The organism is Arthrobacter sp. L77, from assembly GCF_000816565.1.
Classification (GTDB): domain Bacteria; phylum Actinomycetota; class Actinomycetes; order Actinomycetales; family Micrococcaceae; genus Arthrobacter_D; species Arthrobacter_D antioxidans.
The window spans coordinates 895919-912852 of the sequence record NZ_JWSU01000006.1 but is presented as its reverse complement, the minus strand read 5'-3'; the positions used below and the strand labels follow the sequence as shown (position 1 = coordinate 912852).

At 72.4% G+C, this 16934-nt stretch carries 17 protein-coding genes; 7 read left to right on the top strand and 10 right to left on the bottom strand.

Going from position 1 to position 16934, the window contains the following annotated elements; genetic code table 11:
• The first annotated feature begins 19 nt into the window (after positions 1-19).
• From RY94_RS14355 to RY94_RS14345, 3 genes are read left to right on the top strand one after another with little or no spacing between them, the layout of a single operon-like run.
• Positions 20-1006: a metal ABC transporter solute-binding protein, Zn/Mn family gene (locus RY94_RS14355; protein WP_052274388.1), complete on the top strand. Its 987-nt coding sequence runs from the start codon at positions 20-22 to the stop codon at positions 1004-1006.
• A 59-nt stretch (positions 1007-1065) separates the two neighbouring features.
• The gene (locus RY94_RS14350; protein WP_197060678.1) at positions 1066-1905 is read left to right on the top strand and encodes a metal ABC transporter ATP-binding protein; all 840 of its coding nucleotides are present in this window, start codon (positions 1066-1068) and stop codon (positions 1903-1905) included.
• Between the two features lie 3 nt (positions 1906-1908).
• On the top strand, positions 1909-2811 hold the full coding sequence (locus RY94_RS14345) for a metal ABC transporter permease (protein WP_052274387.1): 903 nt from the start codon (positions 1909-1911) through the stop codon (positions 2809-2811).
• Between the two features lie 76 nt (positions 2812-2887).
• Here the strand turns inward: RY94_RS14345 and RY94_RS14340 are convergent, their stop codons facing one another.
• From RY94_RS14340 to RY94_RS14330, 3 genes are all read right to left on the bottom strand, one after another.
• The gene (locus tag RY94_RS14340; RefSeq protein ID WP_043446175.1) at positions 2888-3427 is read right to left on the bottom strand and encodes a MarR family winged helix-turn-helix transcriptional regulator; all 540 of its coding nucleotides are present in this window, start codon (positions 3425-3427) and stop codon (positions 2888-2890) included.
• 76 nt (positions 3428-3503) lie between these two features.
• Complete coding sequence (locus tag RY94_RS14335) at positions 3504-4067, bottom strand: MarR family winged helix-turn-helix transcriptional regulator (protein WP_156135187.1); 564 nt, start codon at positions 4065-4067, stop codon at positions 3504-3506.
• A gap of 86 nt (positions 4068-4153) precedes the next feature.
• Positions 4154-4597, bottom strand: coding sequence for a Fur family transcriptional regulator (locus RY94_RS14330; RefSeq protein ID WP_052274431.1), 444 nt, complete (start codon positions 4595-4597; stop codon positions 4154-4156).
• Positions 4598-4710: 113 nt separating this feature from the next.
• On the opposite strand from RY94_RS14330, the gene RY94_RS14325 reads away from it, so the two are divergent.
• The 4 genes from RY94_RS14325 to RY94_RS14310 all read left to right on the top strand — a co-directional run bounded on the left by RY94_RS14325 (position 4711) and on the right by RY94_RS14310 (position 7603).
• Positions 4711-5370 (top strand): MBL fold metallo-hydrolase, encoded by a 660-nt coding sequence (locus RY94_RS14325; protein WP_043446172.1) that lies wholly within the window; start codon positions 4711-4713, stop codon positions 5368-5370.
• Between the two features lie 142 nt (positions 5371-5512).
• On the top strand, positions 5513-6340 hold the full coding sequence (locus RY94_RS14320; RefSeq protein ID WP_043446170.1) for a sulfurtransferase: 828 nt from the start codon (positions 5513-5515) through the stop codon (positions 6338-6340).
• Between the two features lie 184 nt (positions 6341-6524).
• Complete coding sequence (locus tag RY94_RS14315; protein WP_043446168.1) at positions 6525-6950, top strand: HIT family protein; 426 nt, start codon at positions 6525-6527, stop codon at positions 6948-6950.
• A gap of 53 nt (positions 6951-7003) precedes the next feature.
• On the top strand, positions 7004-7603 hold the full coding sequence (locus RY94_RS14310) for a hypothetical protein (RefSeq protein WP_156135186.1): 600 nt from the start codon (positions 7004-7006) through the stop codon (positions 7601-7603).
• On the opposite strand, the gene hrpA is transcribed toward RY94_RS14310, so the two are convergent.
• The 7 genes from hrpA to RY94_RS14275 form a co-directional block, all read right to left on the bottom strand.
• Positions 7575-11615 carry an ATP-dependent RNA helicase HrpA gene (gene hrpA / locus RY94_RS14305; RefSeq protein ID WP_043446163.1) on the bottom strand — a complete coding sequence of 1347 codons (4041 nt, stop codon included), beginning with the start codon at positions 11613-11615 and terminating at the stop codon, positions 7575-7577. The genes RY94_RS14310 and hrpA overlap by 29 nt on opposite strands.
• 47 nt (positions 11616-11662) lie before the next feature.
• The gene (locus RY94_RS18470; RefSeq protein ID WP_043446159.1) at positions 11663-12679 is read right to left on the bottom strand and encodes a helix-turn-helix transcriptional regulator; all 1017 of its coding nucleotides are present in this window, start codon (positions 12677-12679) and stop codon (positions 11663-11665) included.
• 81 nt (positions 12680-12760) lie between these two features.
• Positions 12761-13294, bottom strand: coding sequence for a hypothetical protein (locus RY94_RS14295; RefSeq protein ID WP_156135185.1), 534 nt, complete (start codon positions 13292-13294; stop codon positions 12761-12763).
• Positions 13291-14676 carry a DUF58 domain-containing protein gene (locus RY94_RS16990; protein WP_052274385.1) on the bottom strand — a complete coding sequence of 462 codons (1386 nt, stop codon included), beginning with the start codon at positions 14674-14676 and terminating at the stop codon, positions 13291-13293. Before RY94_RS16990 ends, RY94_RS14295 begins: the two co-directional genes overlap by 4 nt.
• A complete protein-coding gene (locus tag RY94_RS14285; RefSeq protein ID WP_052274384.1) occupies positions 14669-15703 on the bottom strand; it encodes an AAA family ATPase in 1035 nt (344 codons plus the stop codon). Before RY94_RS14285 ends, RY94_RS16990 begins: the two co-directional genes overlap by 8 nt.
• The gene (locus tag RY94_RS14280; protein ID WP_043446153.1) at positions 15700-16164 is read right to left on the bottom strand and encodes a hypothetical protein; all 465 of its coding nucleotides are present in this window, start codon (positions 16162-16164) and stop codon (positions 15700-15702) included. The genes RY94_RS14285 and RY94_RS14280 overlap by 4 nt, the downstream gene beginning before the upstream one ends.
• Positions 16161-16892, bottom strand: a complete 732-nt coding sequence (locus RY94_RS14275; RefSeq protein ID WP_156135184.1) for a DUF4129 domain-containing protein — start codon at positions 16890-16892, stop codon at positions 16161-16163. Before RY94_RS14275 ends, RY94_RS14280 begins: the two co-directional genes overlap by 4 nt.
• Between the last annotated feature and the right edge of the window lie 42 nt (positions 16893-16934).

Sequence of the window (16934 nt, the reverse complement as noted above, 5' to 3'; positions counted from 1 at the left end):
GTCTGATCGAGGTCCCCTGATGCCTGTCTCCCGCCGTCTCGCCCTTCCCGCCCTGGTGGCCGTCTCGGCCCTCGGTCTGGCCGCCTGCGGAGACGGCGGGTCCGATGCCGCGGGGCAGGTGGGCTCCTCCGGCGATGCTGGGATCACGGTCGTCACCGCCACCAATGTGTACGGCGACATCGCGGCCGCCGTGGGCGGCGACGACGTCGAGGTCACCCCGCTCGTCAACAGCCTGAGCCAGGACCCGCACTCGTACGAGCCGACGGTGCAGGACAAGCTGTCCGTCTCGGAGGCGGACCTCGTCATCGAGAACGGCGGTGGGTACGACGCGTTCCTCGGGCGCCTCGCGGACGAGACCGGCGTCGGGACGGTGCTCAACGCCGTCGAGCTGTCGGGTCTCGAGGAGTCCGACGGCGCGGGGGACGAGCATGCCGGCGAGGAGGAGCACGCGGGCGAGGAGGGGCACGGCCACGGGTCCCTCAACGAGCACGTCTGGTACGACCTTCCCACCATGGCGACGCTCGCGGGCGCCATCGCGGACGAGCTGGCCCGGCTCGACGAGCCCAACGCCGAGGCCTACCGCCAGCGTGCCGACGCCTTCGTCGAGGATCTGCAGCCCGTCCAGGACCGGCTCGCCGCACTGGCGTCGGAGAACGGGGGCAATGACGTCGAGGTCGCGGTGACCGAGCCCGTCCCTGCGTACCTGCTGGAGGCTGCCGGCCTCGAGGACCTCACGCCGGAAGGGTTCATCGAGGCGATCGAGGAGGAGTCGGACGTCCCCGTGGCGGCGCTCGAGGAGATGAAGACCCTCGTCTCGGGTGGCAGCCTCGCCTTCCTTGCCTACAATGGCCAGACCGAGGGAGCGCAGACGGAAGCCGTCCGGTCCGCCGCCGAGGAGGCGGGCCTGCCGATCGTCGACTTCACCGAGACCCTGCCCGACGGCGAGGACTACGTATCGTGGATGGCAGGCAACACCGACAGCATCGAAGCCGCCCTCGGGTCCTGAGGTACCCCGGCACGTTCCCGCACCACCCCTGAACCACGACAGACTGGAAGCCGCTCCGCATGACCTCGACAGTTCCCCGGTCGGCGTCCCCCTCCGGGGTGGCCGGCGCCCGGCCGGCGATCAGCCTGCGGGACGCCGCACTGTCCTTCGGCGGCCGCACCCTGTGGGACGGGCTCGACCTCGACATCATGCCCGGCGAGTTCTTCGCCGTCCTGGGACCCAACGGCTCGGGCAAGACGAGCTTCCTGAAGGTCCTCCTCGGGCTGCAGGCGCTCGACTCCGGCACCGCGACCGTCGACGGCGGTCCCGTCACGCGGGGCAGCAGGGCGCTCGGCTACATCCCGCAGCAGAAGTCCTTTCCGCCGGAGACGCCGCTGCGGGCTCGCGACCTCGTGGGGCTCGGCGTGGACGGCCACCGCTGGGGGCTGCGCCTCAGGGGCCGCGGGTACCGCGAGCACGTGGACCGGCTCCTGCACGACGTCGGTGCCGAATCCTATGCGGACGCGCCCGTCGGCCTCCTCTCGGGAGGCGAGCAGCAGCGCCTGCGGGCCGCGCAGGCCCTCGCCACGGACCCGGCCGTCCTCCTGTGCGACGAGCCCCTGCTCTCCCTCGACCTGAACCATCAGCAGGCGGTGAGCTCGCTCATCAACCGGCAGTGCCACGAGAAGAACAGTGCCGTGGTCTTCGTGACCCACGAGATCAACCCCGTGATCGACTACGTGGACCGTGTGCTGTACCTCGCGGACGGGAAGTTCCGGGTGGGCAGCCCCGCCGAGGTCATGACCAGCGAGGTGCTCTCCGATCTGTACGACAGCCCCGTCGAGGTGCTGCACAGCAACGGGAGGATCGTGGTCGTCGGCCTGCCCGACGCCACGACCCACCACCACGAGAGCGCCTAGGCCATGGACTTCCAGGACATCTTCGACGCCATCTTCACGTTCGACAACTACGCCCAGCTGCTGCCGCTGGTCCGGAACTCGCTCATCGCCGGCGCGGTGCTCGGACTCCTCGGCGGGCTGATCGGGACCTTCGTCATGATGCGCGACCTCGCCTTCGCGGTGCACGGCATCGCCGAGCTCTCCTTCGCGGGGGCCGCCTTCGCGCTGCTCGTCGGGGCCAACGTGGTGGCCGGCTCCCTCGTCGGCTCCGTCCTCGCCGCGCTCGTCCTCGGCCTCATGGGCATCCGCGCCCGGGACCGCAACTCCATCATCGGCGTCGTCATGCCTTTCGGCCTCGGCCTCGGCATCCTGTTCCTCGCCCTCTACGAAGGGCGCGCCGCCAACAAGTTCGGCCTCCTGACCGGGCAGATCGTCTCGGTCGACGACGTGCAGCTGAACCTGCTCGTGGGGTGCGCGGTCGTCGTCATGCTCGCCCTGGCCGCCATCTGGCGCCCGCTCACCTTCGCCAGCGCGGATCCGGATCTCGCGGAGGCCCGCGGGGTGCCGGTACGGGGCCTCTCCATCCTCTTCATGGTGCTGCTGGGGATCTCCGTGGCACTGTCCATCCAGGTGGTCGGGGCCCTGCTGGTCCTCGCCCTGCTGATCACGCCGGCGGCCGCCGCCCTGAAGGTCTCGTCGGCGCCCGGTGTCGTCGTGCTGCTCAGCGTGGCGTTCGCGTGCACCTCCGTGGTGGGAGGAATCCTGCTCGCGCTGGGCGGGCGCATCCCGATCAGCCCGTACGTCACGACGATCTCGTTCGCCATCTACCTCGTGTGCCGACTGATCGGGTCCCGCCGCTCGGCGCGGAGGTCGCGCCTGCCGGGGGACGGGGTCGGATCGCAGCGGACGGCGGGCGTCCACGCCTGAGGGCTGAACGGCCGGAGGGTGGAAGGGGCTTGAAGCCGACGAGCGCTGAAACAGGAGGGCGCGGGGTCGGGAGGGGCTAGGAGCCGAGGGTGTGGTCCGGCTGACGCACGGCGTCGGCGATCGCCTGCTCCATGCTCCGCAGGAAGCGCGTGACCGTCTCGGTCTCCTCGGCCGTGAGGCCGTCGGCGGCGGCGAGGACACCGCGCTTCTCGATGTCGAAGGCGGACCGGAACTCGTCGGTGGCCCTGTCCCCGGGTTCCAGGATCACTGCGCGGCGGTCGACGGGGTGCCGGCGGCGGCGGATGAAGCCGGCCTTCTCGAGCCGGTCGATGACGAGGGTGGTCGACGCACTCGAGATCCCGAGGGCGAGCGCGAGTTCCTTGGGGCTGGCCCCCTCGTCCTTCTGCCAGACGCCGAGAAGGTGGCGCAGGGCTCCGAGGTCGGTGTCGTTGATGCTGAGCCGCTGGCTGAGCGCCCGGCGGAGGCCGCTCTCCACGGTGCGGTACGCCCTGAGGGCGTTGAGGACGTCGATGCCGGTCGCGGCGTGGTGGGTGGCACCCTCGGTGGCCGGGGGGTACCAGTAGCCCGCTCCCTGTCCCGCGTCCGAAGGTTTCATGGCTTTATCCTAGACCATCTAGTAGTCAATCTCCCTAGATACTTGGTCTGTCGCGGACGCGCGGATCATCCTCCGATCAGGCGGAACGGTCGGCCGTCCCGGTGGCGGGGAAATCCAGCTCCGTCATCGCCTGCCCGAGGGCGCCGAGGAAGCGGTGGATCGTGGCGCAGTCCCCGGGCGGGAGAGCGGAGGCGATCTGCAGCATCCGCTCGTGCATCGTGCCCATGGTCGACCGCACCTCGTGCTCCGCCGTGGCCGTCGGCCAGACCTCGATCGCCCGCCCGTCCGTGGTGCTCCGGCGTCGTTCGGCGTGGCCGCTCTGCTCGAGCCGGTCGACCAGCACCGTGGTGGCGGCCGAGGAGATCCCGAGTTCGCGGGAGAGTGCCGCGGCATTGAGCGGATTCCCGGCCTGGCCGGCACGCAGCATGACGCGCAGGGCTGTCATGTCCGTCCGGCCGAGGTGCATGGACTCCCTGCTCTGGCCGCGCATGGAACTCTCGGCATCGCGGTAACGGCGGACGGCGTCGACGAGGTCGTGGACGGGATCCGCGTCCTGCACGGGGGCAGGACGCGAGGCGGCATCGGACCGGGCGGGGCCCGGCATCGGCCCGGCGGCTGCGGGCCTGTCAGGAGACGTCACCGGATCAGCCTAGTGGACCGCGCCGACACCCCGGCCGCCGGGGTGTGGCGGCACGGATCCCCGCGAGGGACCGATCGTCCGGTACCTCAGGGCCGGGCCCCCGCCGCCGTGCAGTCCGGGCACAGGCCGTGGATCTCGACAGTGTGGGCGGCGTCGGAGAACCCGTGCTCCGCCGCGATCCGTGCGGCCCACTGCTCGACGGCCGGCGCCTCGATCTCCACGGCGCGTCCGCAGTTCCTGCAGAGCAGGTGGTGGTGGTGGTGCTCGACGGCGCAGCGCCGGTAGACCGCTTCGTTGTCACCGTTCCGCAGCACATCCACGAGGCCGTCGTCGGCCATCGACTGGAGGATGCGGTAGGCCGTGGCGAGCGAGACCGATTCGCCGCGCTCGTGGAGCACGCGGTGCAGCTCCTGCGTGCTCACGAAGTCGTCCAGGGCGTCGAGGGCAGCACTCACCGCACGCCGCTGCCGCGTGACCCGCTGCTCGGATCCCCGGCGGACGGGCGGCGCAGGCGGCACAGCCGTCCCCATCCCCGTACCTGCCTCGGAGGTCGCCTCAGGCGTCATGTCCTACCTTTCCTGCGGGCTCGGGTGCCCGGGATCAGAGTCAAGATTATCAGCGCGGGCGGCGGTAGTCTGAGGCGATGCTGCTGACCAAGTACTCCCATTCGTGCGTGCGGCTCGAGCAGGAGGGATCGGTGCTCGTGATCGATCCCGGGACCTTCTCGGAGGTCGAGGAGGCGCTCGAAGGTGCTGCCGCCGTGCTCATCACGCATGAGCACCCCGACCACATCGCCGTCGACCGCGTGGTCGCCGTGCTGGCGGCGAACCCCACGATGGCGCTGTGGGCGCCGCCTGCCGTGGCGGACCCCGTCGTCGAGGGCCTGAGTGATGCTGCGGGGGAGCGCGTCCACGCCGTGGCGGGCGGCGAGGAGTTCACGGCCGGCGGGTTCCGGGTGAGGACCTTCGGCGGACAGCACGCGCTGATCCATCCCCTGATCCCGGTGATCGCCAACGTGGGCTTCCTCGTCGAGGAATCCCTCTACCACCCGGGCGACTCGCTGATCGTGCCGGACGGGATCGCCGTCGGGACGCTCCTGGTGCCTCTGCACGCGCCGTGGTCGAAGCTGGCCGAGGTGGTGGACTTCGTGGCGTCGGTCCGCGCACCCCGCGCATTCCAGATCCATGACGCCCTCCTCAACGAGGCCGGGCTCGGGATCGTCGAGGGCCACGTCACGCGCCTCGGTGCACGGTACGGCACGTCCTTCCGGCACCTCGCGGTCCGCGAGAGCGCCGACGTCTGAGCCCCTGCCCGACGCTGCCCGATCCCGCCCGCTCGCCGGCTGGGTTCCTTGGTGGGCGTCCCCCGGTGTGGTGGACTGGCCTGCATCAGGACCGGCCGCGGTGAGCCCGCGGTCCGGTCGTACGTTCCGACAGGAGATCTCGATGAAGACTCTGATGGATGTGCAGGAACTGTGGGACCGGATGACCTCCGGCCGGCAGACCATCCTGCTGGATGTGCGCTGGTCCCTGGGTGACCCCCACGGCCACGGGCACTACCGCGAAGCCCACATCCCCGGCGCCGTGTACGTGGACCTGGAGACGCAGCTGTGCGGCCCCGGCGGTCCCGGGCTCGGGCGCCATCCGCTGCCCGAGCCGGAGGTCCTCCAGGAGGCCGCCCGCCAGTGGGGGCTCAGCGACGGCGACACCGTGGTGGCCTACGACGACTCGGGGAACCTCGCGGCGGCACGCCTCTGGTGGCTCCTGCGCGACGCCGGATTCGCGTCGGTCGCCCTCCTCGACGGTGGCCTGAGGGCCTGGCGCGCGGGAGGGTACGACGTCGAGGGCGGCGAGGAACGGCACTGCGTCGGCAGCGTCCACCTCACCTCGGGCCACATGCCCGTCGTCTCGATCCCCGACCTGCTCGATCCGGCGCAGTCCGACGTGATCCTCGACGCCCGCGCCGGCGAACGCTTCCGCGGCGAGCACGAGCCGATCGATCCCCGGGCCGGCCACATCCCGGGAGCCGTCAGCGCCCCGACGGCCGACAATCTCGGAGAGGACGGCTGCTTCCGGTCCGCGGAGGAGCTCCGCCGCCGCTTCCGCGCCCTGGGTGCAGGCCGTGGGCGCACCGCCGTCTACTGCGGCTCGGGCATCACCGCGGCCCACGAGATCGTGGCCCTGGACATCGCCGGCATCGACGCGGCGCTGTTCCCGGGCTCGTGGTCCCAGTGGTCGACGACGGAGGGACTGCCCGTCGCGACGGGTGCCTGAGGGCGCAGGGCGTTGCGGGAGGACCCCGCGGCGGGGCCCGCGGTGGCCCCGCCGCACGGAGGCGCGGTAGCGTCGGGGCATGACCCCAGGACGACCCGCACCGCCGCCCCTGCGCGGCGGCATCCCGCTGCCTGCCGGCCGGGCGCGCGGCGGTGTCCCGCCGGCAGCAACCCCAGGAGGACCGATGACCACGCTCTTCACCAAGATCATCAACGGCGAGATCCCCGGACGCTTCGTGTGGCAGGACGACGACGTCGTCGCGTTCCTCACCATCGCCCCCATCACCCCGGGGCACACGCTCGTGGTGCCACGGAGGGAGATCCCGCACTGGCTCGAGGCCGATCCGGGGACCCTGACCCGGGTGATGGCCGTCGCCCAGACCATCGGCAGGGCGCAGGAGGCGGCGTTCGGTGCGCAGCGCGTGGGCGTCCTGCTCGAGGGCTACGAGGTGCCCCACCTGCACGTGCATGTCTGGCCGACGCAGTCACCCGAGGATTTCGACGTCAAGCGTGTGGACCACGCGCCGGACCCGGCCGCGATGGACCGGAGTGCCGAGGCGCTGCGGAGCGCGCTGCGTGAGGCCGGGCATTCCGCCTCCGTGCCCGGCTGACGGGGCCGTGGACCGCTATCGCGAACGGCTCACCGCTGGTAGGTTGCCGATGCATGGAAGCTATCGAGAGCATGTTGACGGGCGGGCACCCCAATTCGATGGGGCGCACGGTCGAGGTCGTGGAACTGGTGGTGGCGGACCGGTCGAGGCTGGAGGAGCTGTTCGGGTGCTACGGCAGTGACGACCCGGTGGTGCGCCTTCGCACCTCCAGCGCCCTCAAACGCCTGGAGGCCGCGCGGCACGAGTGGCTGGTGCCGTTCGCCGACCGGCTCATCGACGACGTCGGGACGCTGGACCAGGCCTCGGCGCAGTGGACGCTCGCGAAGCTGCTCCTGCGGCTGACACCGGACCTGACGCCGGACCAGCTCCGCCGCGCCACGGTGGTCCTCCAGCGCAACCTGGAGCAGCAGCACGACTGGATCGTGCTGATCAACACCATGGAGACGCTGGCCGCGTGGTCCGAGGGCGATCCCGCCCTGCGCGCCTGGCTCGACCCCCAGCTGGAGCGGCTGGCGGGCGATCCGCGGACGTCGGTCGCCGAGAGGGCGCGGAACCTCACCGCCCGGGCCAGGCGCGAACCGGTACCGTCCGGTGCTCCATCGCCGGACGACGAGCGGGTCGCGGTCACCGCGTCGCGGCGAGCGCTTCGTTGAGGGCCGTCCTGACGCGCTTCTCGGACACCGAGTAGGCCGTGCCGAGGTCCTGTGCGAACAGGCTCACCCGCAGTTCCTCGATCATCCAGCGGACCCGCGCCAGGGACGCGGGCCGGTGCCGCCCCGCGGCGAGGGACGCGACGGCGTCGTCGTACTCGTCCTCGAGCCGCTGGATGACCGCGGTCCCGAGGCCGTCGCGCTGCACGTTGGTGGGCAGCTTCTCGAGCCGCACCTCGATGGCCCGCAGATAGCGCGGGAGGTGCGCCAGCTGGGCGTAGCCCGTGGCCGCGACGAAACCGGGGTGCACGAGGTGCTCGAGCTGGCTCCGGACGTCGTTCAGGGCCGTGATCAGCGCCAGGCTCGTGGTCCCCTTGAGCTGCTTCTGGATCCGCCGGTTGCTGGAGAGCACCTTCTCCACCGTCGCCGTCACGATGAAGACCGTGTCGATGAGCTCCGCCCGGACCCCCTCGTAGAGCCGGGCGAACGCCTCCTCGGTCCAGGGCAGCTGCTCCGGCACGAGCTTGTCGATCGCCGCGAGCGAGCAGTCCCGGATCAGCTCGGCGACACTGCCGTGCGGGTTCTGGCTGAAGGTCAGCTTCTCGGTGTTGCTGAGGTGCTCCAGGACGTACTTCGCCGGGCTCGGGATGCGCAGGGACAGGAGCCGGATGATCCCGGCCCGCATCGCCGTCGCCTGCTCGCCCGCGGTCGGGAACACCCGCAGACCCACCGAGGTGCCCTCGTCGACGACGGCCGGGAACCCCGTGACACGGTGCCCGGCGACGGTGCGGGACACCTCGCGCTCGATGTCCCCGAAGACCCAGGTGCTCTCGCCCGTCCGCTCGGCGACAGCCGGTGCCTCCGCTACGGCCACCGCTCCACGCGACAGGGAGGCGCCCTGCGCGGCCTGCCCGCCCGCCGCGTGGTCCGCCGCGTGGGTGCTGCCGGAGCCGCGGCCCGCCGGCTCGGTCCGCGTGCTGGTCCGCCCGGAGGGACCGGAGGACGCCTTCCCGCGGCCACCGCGACCCGGGCCGCCCGCCGGGCGGGTGCTGCCGGGCGTCGCTCCGAGGGACTCCGCGATGGCGCGGCTGACCGCCGGCGCCAGGGCCTCCCTGAGTGCCTCCAGATCGCGGGACTCGTCGAGGACGCGCCCGCCGGCGTCGACGATCCTGAACATCATGAGCAGGTGCGGCGGCACCGCGGACCAGGTCCACGACCCGGGCGGGATGACGTGGCCCCGCAGCCGGCGCAGTGCGAGTTCGAGGGATGCCTCGAGGTCGTCCTGCTCCGGATCGAAGTCCGCCGCGAGGGCGGCGACGGCGCTCCGGGCCACATCGGGGGCCGGCACGAAGTTCTTCCGCACCTGCTTCGGGAGCGACTTGATGAGCGAGGTGACGAGTTCCACGCGCTGGCCCGGGATCTGCCAGCGGAACGGCTTCGGGTCCAGCTGGTTCAGGAACAGGACCGGGATGGTCACGGTGACGCCGTCGTGCGCGCCCGGGGTGAGGGGCGAGAACTCGTAGGCGAGGGGCAGCTCGAAGCCCGCCTGGTGCCAGGTACTCGGGAAGGCCGCCTCGTCGAGTTCCGCCGCGTCCTCGCTGAGGAGCTGCTCGGGGTCGAAGTCGAGGAGGTCCGGCTGGTCGTGGCGCGCCTGCTTCCACCAGGAGTCGAAGTGCCGCTCGGAGACGACGTCCGGGCCGATCCGCTGGTCGTAGAACTCGAACAGGGTCTCGTCGTCGACCCGCAGGTCACGCCGTCGCAGGCGGTTCTCGAGTTCCTCCACCTCGGCGAGGCGGGCCTGGTTGCGGCTGAAGAACGTGTGATGGGTCTTCCAGTCGCCCTCGACGAGGGCATGCCGGATGAACAGTTCGCGGGCCACCTCCCGGTCGATCCGCCCGTAGTTGATGCGGCGCTGCGGCACGATCGGCACGCCGTAGAGCGTCACCTTCTCGTACGCCATGACCGATCCCATCTTCCGGGACCAGTGCGGTTCGCTGTACGAGCGCTTCACGAGGTGCGGCGCCACCTGCTCGGCCCACAGGGGATCGATGCGCGCCACGACGCGCGCCCAGAGCCGGGAGGTCTCCACGAGTTCGGCGGCCATGACCCAGTCGGGTGACTTCTTGAACAGGGCGGAGCCGGGGAACACGGCGAAGCGGGTCCCGCGGGCGCCGGAGTATTCGCGCTTGCGCTGGTCGTAGAGGCCGATGTTGCCGAGCAGGCCCGCGAGCAGGCTGATGTGGATCTGCTCGTGGAGGCCCACGGGGTCCACGGGACCGGCGGGCAGGGTGATGCCGAGCGGCTTCGCGAGCTGGCGCAGCTGCTGGAACAGGTCCTGCCACTCCCGCACGCGGAGATAGTTGATGAACTCCGTGCGGCACAGTTTCCGGAACTGCGTCGAGGAGAGTTCGTCCTGCTTCTCCTGCAGGTACCGCCACAGGTTGAGGTAGGCGGTGAAGTCCGAGTTCTCGTCCACGAAGCGCTTGTGCTTCTCGGCGGCCTGCTGCTGCCTGGCCGGCTGGTCCGCCGACGGTCGTTCCCGCGGGTCCTGGATGGTCAGGGCCGCGGCGAGCACCATGACCTCCTTGACGGAGCCGCGCGTCCCGGCCTCGACGATCATGCGCCCGAGGCGGGGATCGACGGGGAGCTGGGCGAGCTTGCGGCCCACCGGGGACAGCCCGCCGTCGTCCTTCAGCGCCCCCAGCTCACGCAGCAGGGCGACGCCGTCGTTGATCGCTTTGGTCTCGGGAGGCTCGACGAACGGGAATTCCGCGATGTCCTTGGGACTGCGGGTCACGCCCATGGCGGCCATCTGCAGGATGACCGCGGCGAGGCTGGTCCGCAGGATCTCCGGCTCGGTGAACGGACGCCGCGACGCGTAGTCCTCCTCCGAGTAGAGGCGGATGGCGATGCCGTCGGACACGCGGCCGCTGCGGCCCGACCGCTGGTTCGCGGAGGCCTGGGAGACGCGCTCGATCGGCAGCCGCTGCACCTTGGTGCGGTGCGAATAGCGCGAGATGCGTGCGGTGCCCGTGTCGATGACGTACTTGATGCCGGGCACGGTGAGGGAGGTCTCCGCGACGTTCGTCGCGAGGATGATGCGGCGGTGGCTGCCGGTGGGGCGGAAGACGCGGTGCTGCTCCTCGAGGGAGAGCCTCGCGAAGAGGGGGAGGACCTCCGTGCCGCGCAGGCGGGTGGTGGACTGGATGCGTGCGCGGAGGGCGTCGGCGGCGTCGCGGATCTCGCGCTCGCCGGAGAAGAACACGAGGACGTCGCCGGGGGCTTCGAGGGACAGCTCGTCCACGGCGTCGCAGACGGCGTCGAGCGGATCGCGCTCCTCCTCGAGCTCGCTGTCGGCGCCGCCCTCGCCGTCGTCGAGCCCGCCCGGCGGCTGGTCGAGGGGCCGGTAGCGGATCTCGACCGGATACGTGCGGCCCGAGACCTCGATGATCGGTGCGGGGGAGGTGTTCGCGACGGCGGCATCGGCCGCGAAGTGTGCGGCGAAGCGCTCGGGGTCGATGGTGGCCGAGGTGATGATGACCTTCAGGTCCGGGCGCTCGGGCAGGATCCGCTTGAGGTAGCCGAGGATGAAGTCGATGTTGAGGCTGCGCTCGTGGGCCTCGTCGATGATGATCGTGCTGTACTTGCGCAGCATCCTGTCGTGCTGGATCTCGGCGAGGAGGATGCCGTCCGTCATCAGCTTGATCTTGGTCCGGCGGCCCACCGACCCGGTGAACCGGACCTGGTAGCCCACCTCCTCCCCGAGCGGCACCTGCAGTTCCTCGGCGATGCGCTCGGCGACGGTGCGGGCCGCCAGGCGCCGGGGCTGGGTATGGCCGATCAGCCCGTGCTCGGCGAGGCCGAGCTCGAGGCACATCTTGGGGATCTGCGTCGTCTTCCCGGACCCGGTCTCGCCGGCGATGATGGTGACCTGGTTGGCCGCGATGGCGGCCATGATGTCGGCCCGGCGTTCCGAGACGGGAAGATCCGCGGGGTAGGAAATAGTCAGTGGCATAGTTGCCTGCCAGTCTAGTTCCTCGCACCGGGCCGCAGGCGGGATGTTCACCGAGGGCTGGAGCCGGGCCCTCCGTCGTCCCGGGGTGGTCCCTGCGCTGCCGCCCCTCTGACCTCTCCTGCCCGGCGGAGCCGGTCGGCGACGACGGCGGCGCGATCGCGCATGGCGGCCGGTTCGACGACCTCGAAGTCGATGTCCCAGCTCGCCAGGTAGGCCAGCGGGAAGTCGAGGGAGTCGAAGCCCGCCCTCAGGAGCGTGTGGTGCTCGCCGTCGGCCTCGAGGGTGCCCGTGCTCGGCGGGACGCGCGCTGCCAGCTCCTGCAGGGGTGCGTGGAACCGGATGACGGCGTCGTAGGAGTAGGGCGAGCGTGTGATGGACTCCTGCACATAGACCGCGAGGTCGGCTGCGGGCAGGGGGCGGGGCACGAAGCGGTCCCGTGCCACCGGCACGCTCCGGCACCGGTCCACGCGGAACGTCCGCCAGTCCTCCCGTGTGCGGTCGAAGGCCACCAGGTACCACCGGCGGCCGGTGTCCACGAGCCGGTACGGTTCGACGACGCGCCGGGAGGACTCGCCGTCGTGCCGGTCGTAGCGGAACGCGACGCTGCGGCGTTCGGTGATGGCCGCGGAGAGGGCGGTCAGGATCTCCGGGTTCACCGGTGTGCTGGCCGCGGCCATACGCGTCACGGCGGAGCGCAGCCCCGCGAACCGGGGCCTCAGCCGGGGCGGCAGGACCTGTTCGAGCTTGGTGAGCGCGCGGACGGAGGCTTCCCCGACGCCGGAGACCGGGCTGGCCGTCACCGCGGTCAGGCCGATCGCGACGGCGAGCGCCTCGTCGTCGTCGAGCAGGAGGGGCGGCAGCTGGGCCCCGGCGCCGAGCTGGTACCCGCCCGCCACCCCCGGGGAGGCGTTGATCGGGTAGCCGAGCGTGCGCAGTTTGCCGATGTCACGCCGCACCGTGCGCTCCGTGACCTCCATCCGCTGCGCGAGGGCGGGTCCTGTCCATTCGCGCCGGAGCTGGAGGAGCGAGAGGAGCTGCAGCAGGCGCGCCGAGGTCTCGATCATGGGTCAACGGTACGGCGGAAAGCGGACGATAGCTGTCCTGATTTGGGGGTTCTTCCTCCGCTGGTCCGCGGCGGGCCGGCGTCAGGAGCCCGGCCGCCGGAGGAGCCACACCGCCCAGGCGAGAAGGGCCGCCACACCGCCCAGCACCACGGGCAGGCTGGACCCGGCATCACCCACCAGCAGGGCGAGGACGGCGACGGGTTGCGTCACGGCCTGGATGCCGAGGAAGGACACGCCGAGCCGACGGAGTGCCGCGACGCTGACCCATCCGCGGAGGGGCAGGTGCAGGAGCAGGAGGTAGAGGACGAAGACGGCATGCAGCCCGGCGACGAACACCAAGAGCCACGGGGACCCGGCCGGCACGTTCACCGCGTACGCCACCACGAGCAGCAGCAGGGACAGCGAGACCACGCCCACCGACGGGAGCACCGCCGCGCCCGCGGCCACCACGAGGGGCAGGACGATGCACGCTGAACCGCTCCAGGCGATGCTGCCGAGGAGGATCGCGAGGAGGGCCGTCGCGCTGCGCACCATCCACAGCGGGACGAGGCCGCGCCGGTCGGGGACGGCCGGCGAGCCGGCGGTCCGGGCGGGCACGGCACGACGCCGCCTCATGGCATCCTCCGGCCGGACCCCTGGCCTGCACGCCGTTCGGTGTGGCGCGCCAGCAGCCTGAACCCGGTGTCGAGGTCCGGCCCGGAGGGAGCGCCGAGACCGTCCGCCCGGTCAGGCGCGTCGGCACGTCGGGATGTGAGCTGCGCGTCGGCTGTCGCCCCGGCGATCACGGCGATGCCGTCGTCCTGCAGTCCCTCGAGCAGCAGGCGACGCCGCAGGAGCGTGAACCGCACCGCCCCGGCCTGCGCCGCCGTGGTCTCCGTCCGGTCCAGGGGCGCCATGCAGTCGACGCCCGCCACCACGTGCCCCTGCGAGTGCCAGAGGCGCAGCAGCCGTGCGGGTTCGGCGTCCAGGAAGGCGGAGAACACGACGACGACGGCGCCCTGCGGCGGCACGGGATCCCTCCGCCGCCGCCGACGCGGCACCACGGCCGTGCCCGCGAGCCGGACCCGGATCTGTTCGAGGTGGCGTGCTCCCGCCGCGGAGCGCAGGGCGCGCCGCGTGCCGGACAGGTCGTCGAGGCCCACGCGGTCACCGACGGAGAGGTAGGAGGCCGCGACCGTCGCCGCGGCCGTCCGTGCCACGTGCAGCGATCCGGCCGCCAGGCGCGGAGGAGCCGCGGCGAACCAGTCGGCGGTCGAGGACGGCAGGTCGTGGGCCTGGTCGACGACGAGGAGGACCGAGGCCTCCGCGTCCGCGAAGCTGCGCCGCACCATGATCCGGTCCTGGTCGGTGGACCGGCGGGCCGTGGCACGCCAGTCGATCCTCCGCAGCGCGTCCCCGGGCTGCAGGGGAGCGACGGAGCGCAGCTCGCCGCCGTCTCCCGGGCGCCCGGACCGATGCGTCCCGGCCAGGCCCGTGAGCCGCCGGGAGACCGGGCGAGCGAGCGTCGCGCCGATCGGCGGCAGGATGCTCACGCGCACCGGCGGTGCCGCAGCGAACGCCGAGGGCCGGGCGAGATCGGCACCGAAACCCGCGGCGCCGTAGGCCAGGACGTCCCGTTCACCGGAGGGCGGCGCGTCCACCAGCAGCGGGCACTCCTCGCCGGCCAGCAGGACGACGGCCTCCGGAGGGCACCCCGGGGCGGCCAGGGTGGTGACGACCAGGCGTCCCGCGTCCGGCGCGCTGTCGGCCTCCCGCGGGGCGAGCAGCAGCCGCAGGCGCGGTCCCCGGGCCTCCGTCCGTCCGTCCGGGGCGATGCGCACCGCGCACGCGCTCCCGGCGATCGGCCCTGCGCGCCCGGCGAGCGCGAGGACGGCGAACGGTGCGGCGAGTGCCACGGTGTCCGGACGGCCGGAGACCAGGCCCGCCACCACGCAGAGGAGCGTGGTGATGACGGCGAGCGCCCAGACCGGGGACCGGGCGGCGTCGGTCCTACCCACGGGGCACGGTCGGCGGGGTGGGCACCTCGGCCAGCACGTCCCGCACCACCTTCTCCGTCGCCACGCCCTGCGCCCAGGACGAGGGCGTCAGCGTCAGCCGGTGCGCGAGGACGGCCTCGGCGCCCTCCTTCACGTCCTCGGGCAGTACGAAGGTGCGGCCGTCGAGGACCGCGAGCGCGCGGCCGAGCAGGACCAGCGCCTGCGACCCGCGGGGCGACGCGCCCACCTCGACCGCCGGGTGGGTCCGCGTTGCTGCGGTGAGCCGGACCGCGTAGTCGATGACGTCGTCGTCCACCCCGACGGCTTCGACGGCGGCCTGGAGGCGCAGCAGCCCCTCGGCCGTGGTCACGTTCGCGACCCGTGTCTCCTCCTGCCGCCGCGTGATGCGTCGCGCGATGATGTCCTGTTCGCCGCCCGGGCCGGGGTACCCGAAGCGCAGGCGGACCATGAAGCGGTCCAGCTGCGCCTCGGGCAGCGGGTAGGTGCCCTCGAACTCGATGGGGTTGGAGGTGGCGAACACATGGAAGGGGCGCCGGAGCGGCAGGGTGGCGCCTTCGGCGGACACCTGCGCCTCGGCCATGGCTTCGAGGAGCGCGGACTGGGTCTTCGGGGACGTCCTGTTGATCTCGTCGGCGAGGAACAGGCCCGCGAAGATGGGGCCGGGCTTGAACTCGAACTCCCGCGTGGCCGGATTGAAGATGGACGAGCCGGTCACGTCGGAGGGCAGGAGGTCCGGCGTGAACTGCAGGCGTCGGAAATCGAGCCCCAGCGCCTGGGCGAGGGTCTTGGCCGCGAGGGTCTTCCCGAGGCCGGGCAGGTCCTCGAACAGGACGTGACCTCCCGCGAGCACGGCTGCGAGGGCCAGACGCAGGGCTCCTTCGGCGCCGACGACGACGGTCCCCGCACGGGCGAGGACGTCACGGCCCACGCGGGCGGCGTCGAGCTGGTCCGCGCCCGGCCCGACGGCCGGGCCCGTCAGGACCGCGCCGGGGTCGGCGCTCGGCGGGTGGGACTCGGGGTCGGTCATGGGGCCTCCTGATGGCGGGTGGACGTCGGGTGGGGCGCGGGGGAGAGGACGATGCGCTCCAGTTCCGCGCCGAGCGCCTGGAGTTCGCGATGGGTCAGGCCCGAGGGTCGGGGCTCCGCCACGAAGGCGTCGAGCACATCACTGCGGGGGGTGCCGGGCCGTGCCGCAGCGACGGAGCGGGCGAGGGTGTGCACCTCGAGGACCGCACGCATCCCGGGGTCCGTGGACGCGAGGGAGAACTCGAGCGCCTGGAGGTCGGCGAGGCCGCGCTCCGGCTCGGGCGGGCGCGGCAGGACGATCCGCGGGATGTCGACGGCCTCGAGGACGCCGTTCGCGATGCCCGCAGCGCACGCTGCGCCCACGAGGACGACGCCGTGGCGGGCATCGAGCCCGAAGAACCAGACGGCGACCAGCGCGAGGCCGACCAGGGCGGCCGTGATGGCCCACGCGGACCGCGTCACGGCCGGACGCCCTGCTGCCGGGCGCGTGCGGCGAGGGACCGTGCCAGGTCGTCCACGCTCGCCGCCGCCGCGTGGCGGTCGGCGGGGCCGAGGGGATCGGCGGCGGGGCTCCGGCCGGCTTGCCCGAAGCGGGCACGCTGGTACAGGTGGTTGAGGGAGGCCAGCGGCAGGGGAGGAAGATCGAGGGTGACCGCCACCGTGGAGGCGAAGTCCGACGTCGTCTGCGTGGGCGTGCGGCCGACGCCCGCCTCGGCGCATACGCGCTCGAGTTCGAGCCAGCACCGGATGATCGTGTCGGAGGTGCTGCCGCCGCTCACCAGCGCGGCACGCGACGCCGCCGCCCACTCCGGCAGGGCCACGGTCACCAGGGCGACGGTGGCGGGGTGTTGCAGCTCGGTGCGCTGCGGGGGATCCCCATCGGGTCCGTGCCGGCCGCGGAACCGCAGCAGGAACCGCGTCAGGAGGGCCAGCGCGAGCATGAGGAGGACCAGGGCAGTGGCGGCCAGGGTGCCGCCGTCGACGACGATGCGCTCGCCGTCGGGCAGGGGTGGTGCCGTGGTCGTCTCCGTCGGTGCGGCGGACTGCACCGGTCGGGGGGAGCTGTCCTGCGGGTCCGTGACGGGGGCCGCGGAGAAGTCGCCGACGAAGGCAGCCGCGAGCACCACGAGGACGAGGACGATCAGGGTCATCACGGTGGGGACGCGCGTGGGTCCGGCTGGTGTCCCCACGTTCCCCCCGTCGGTAGGTGATCCTGCGGACCCCGGGGCCGC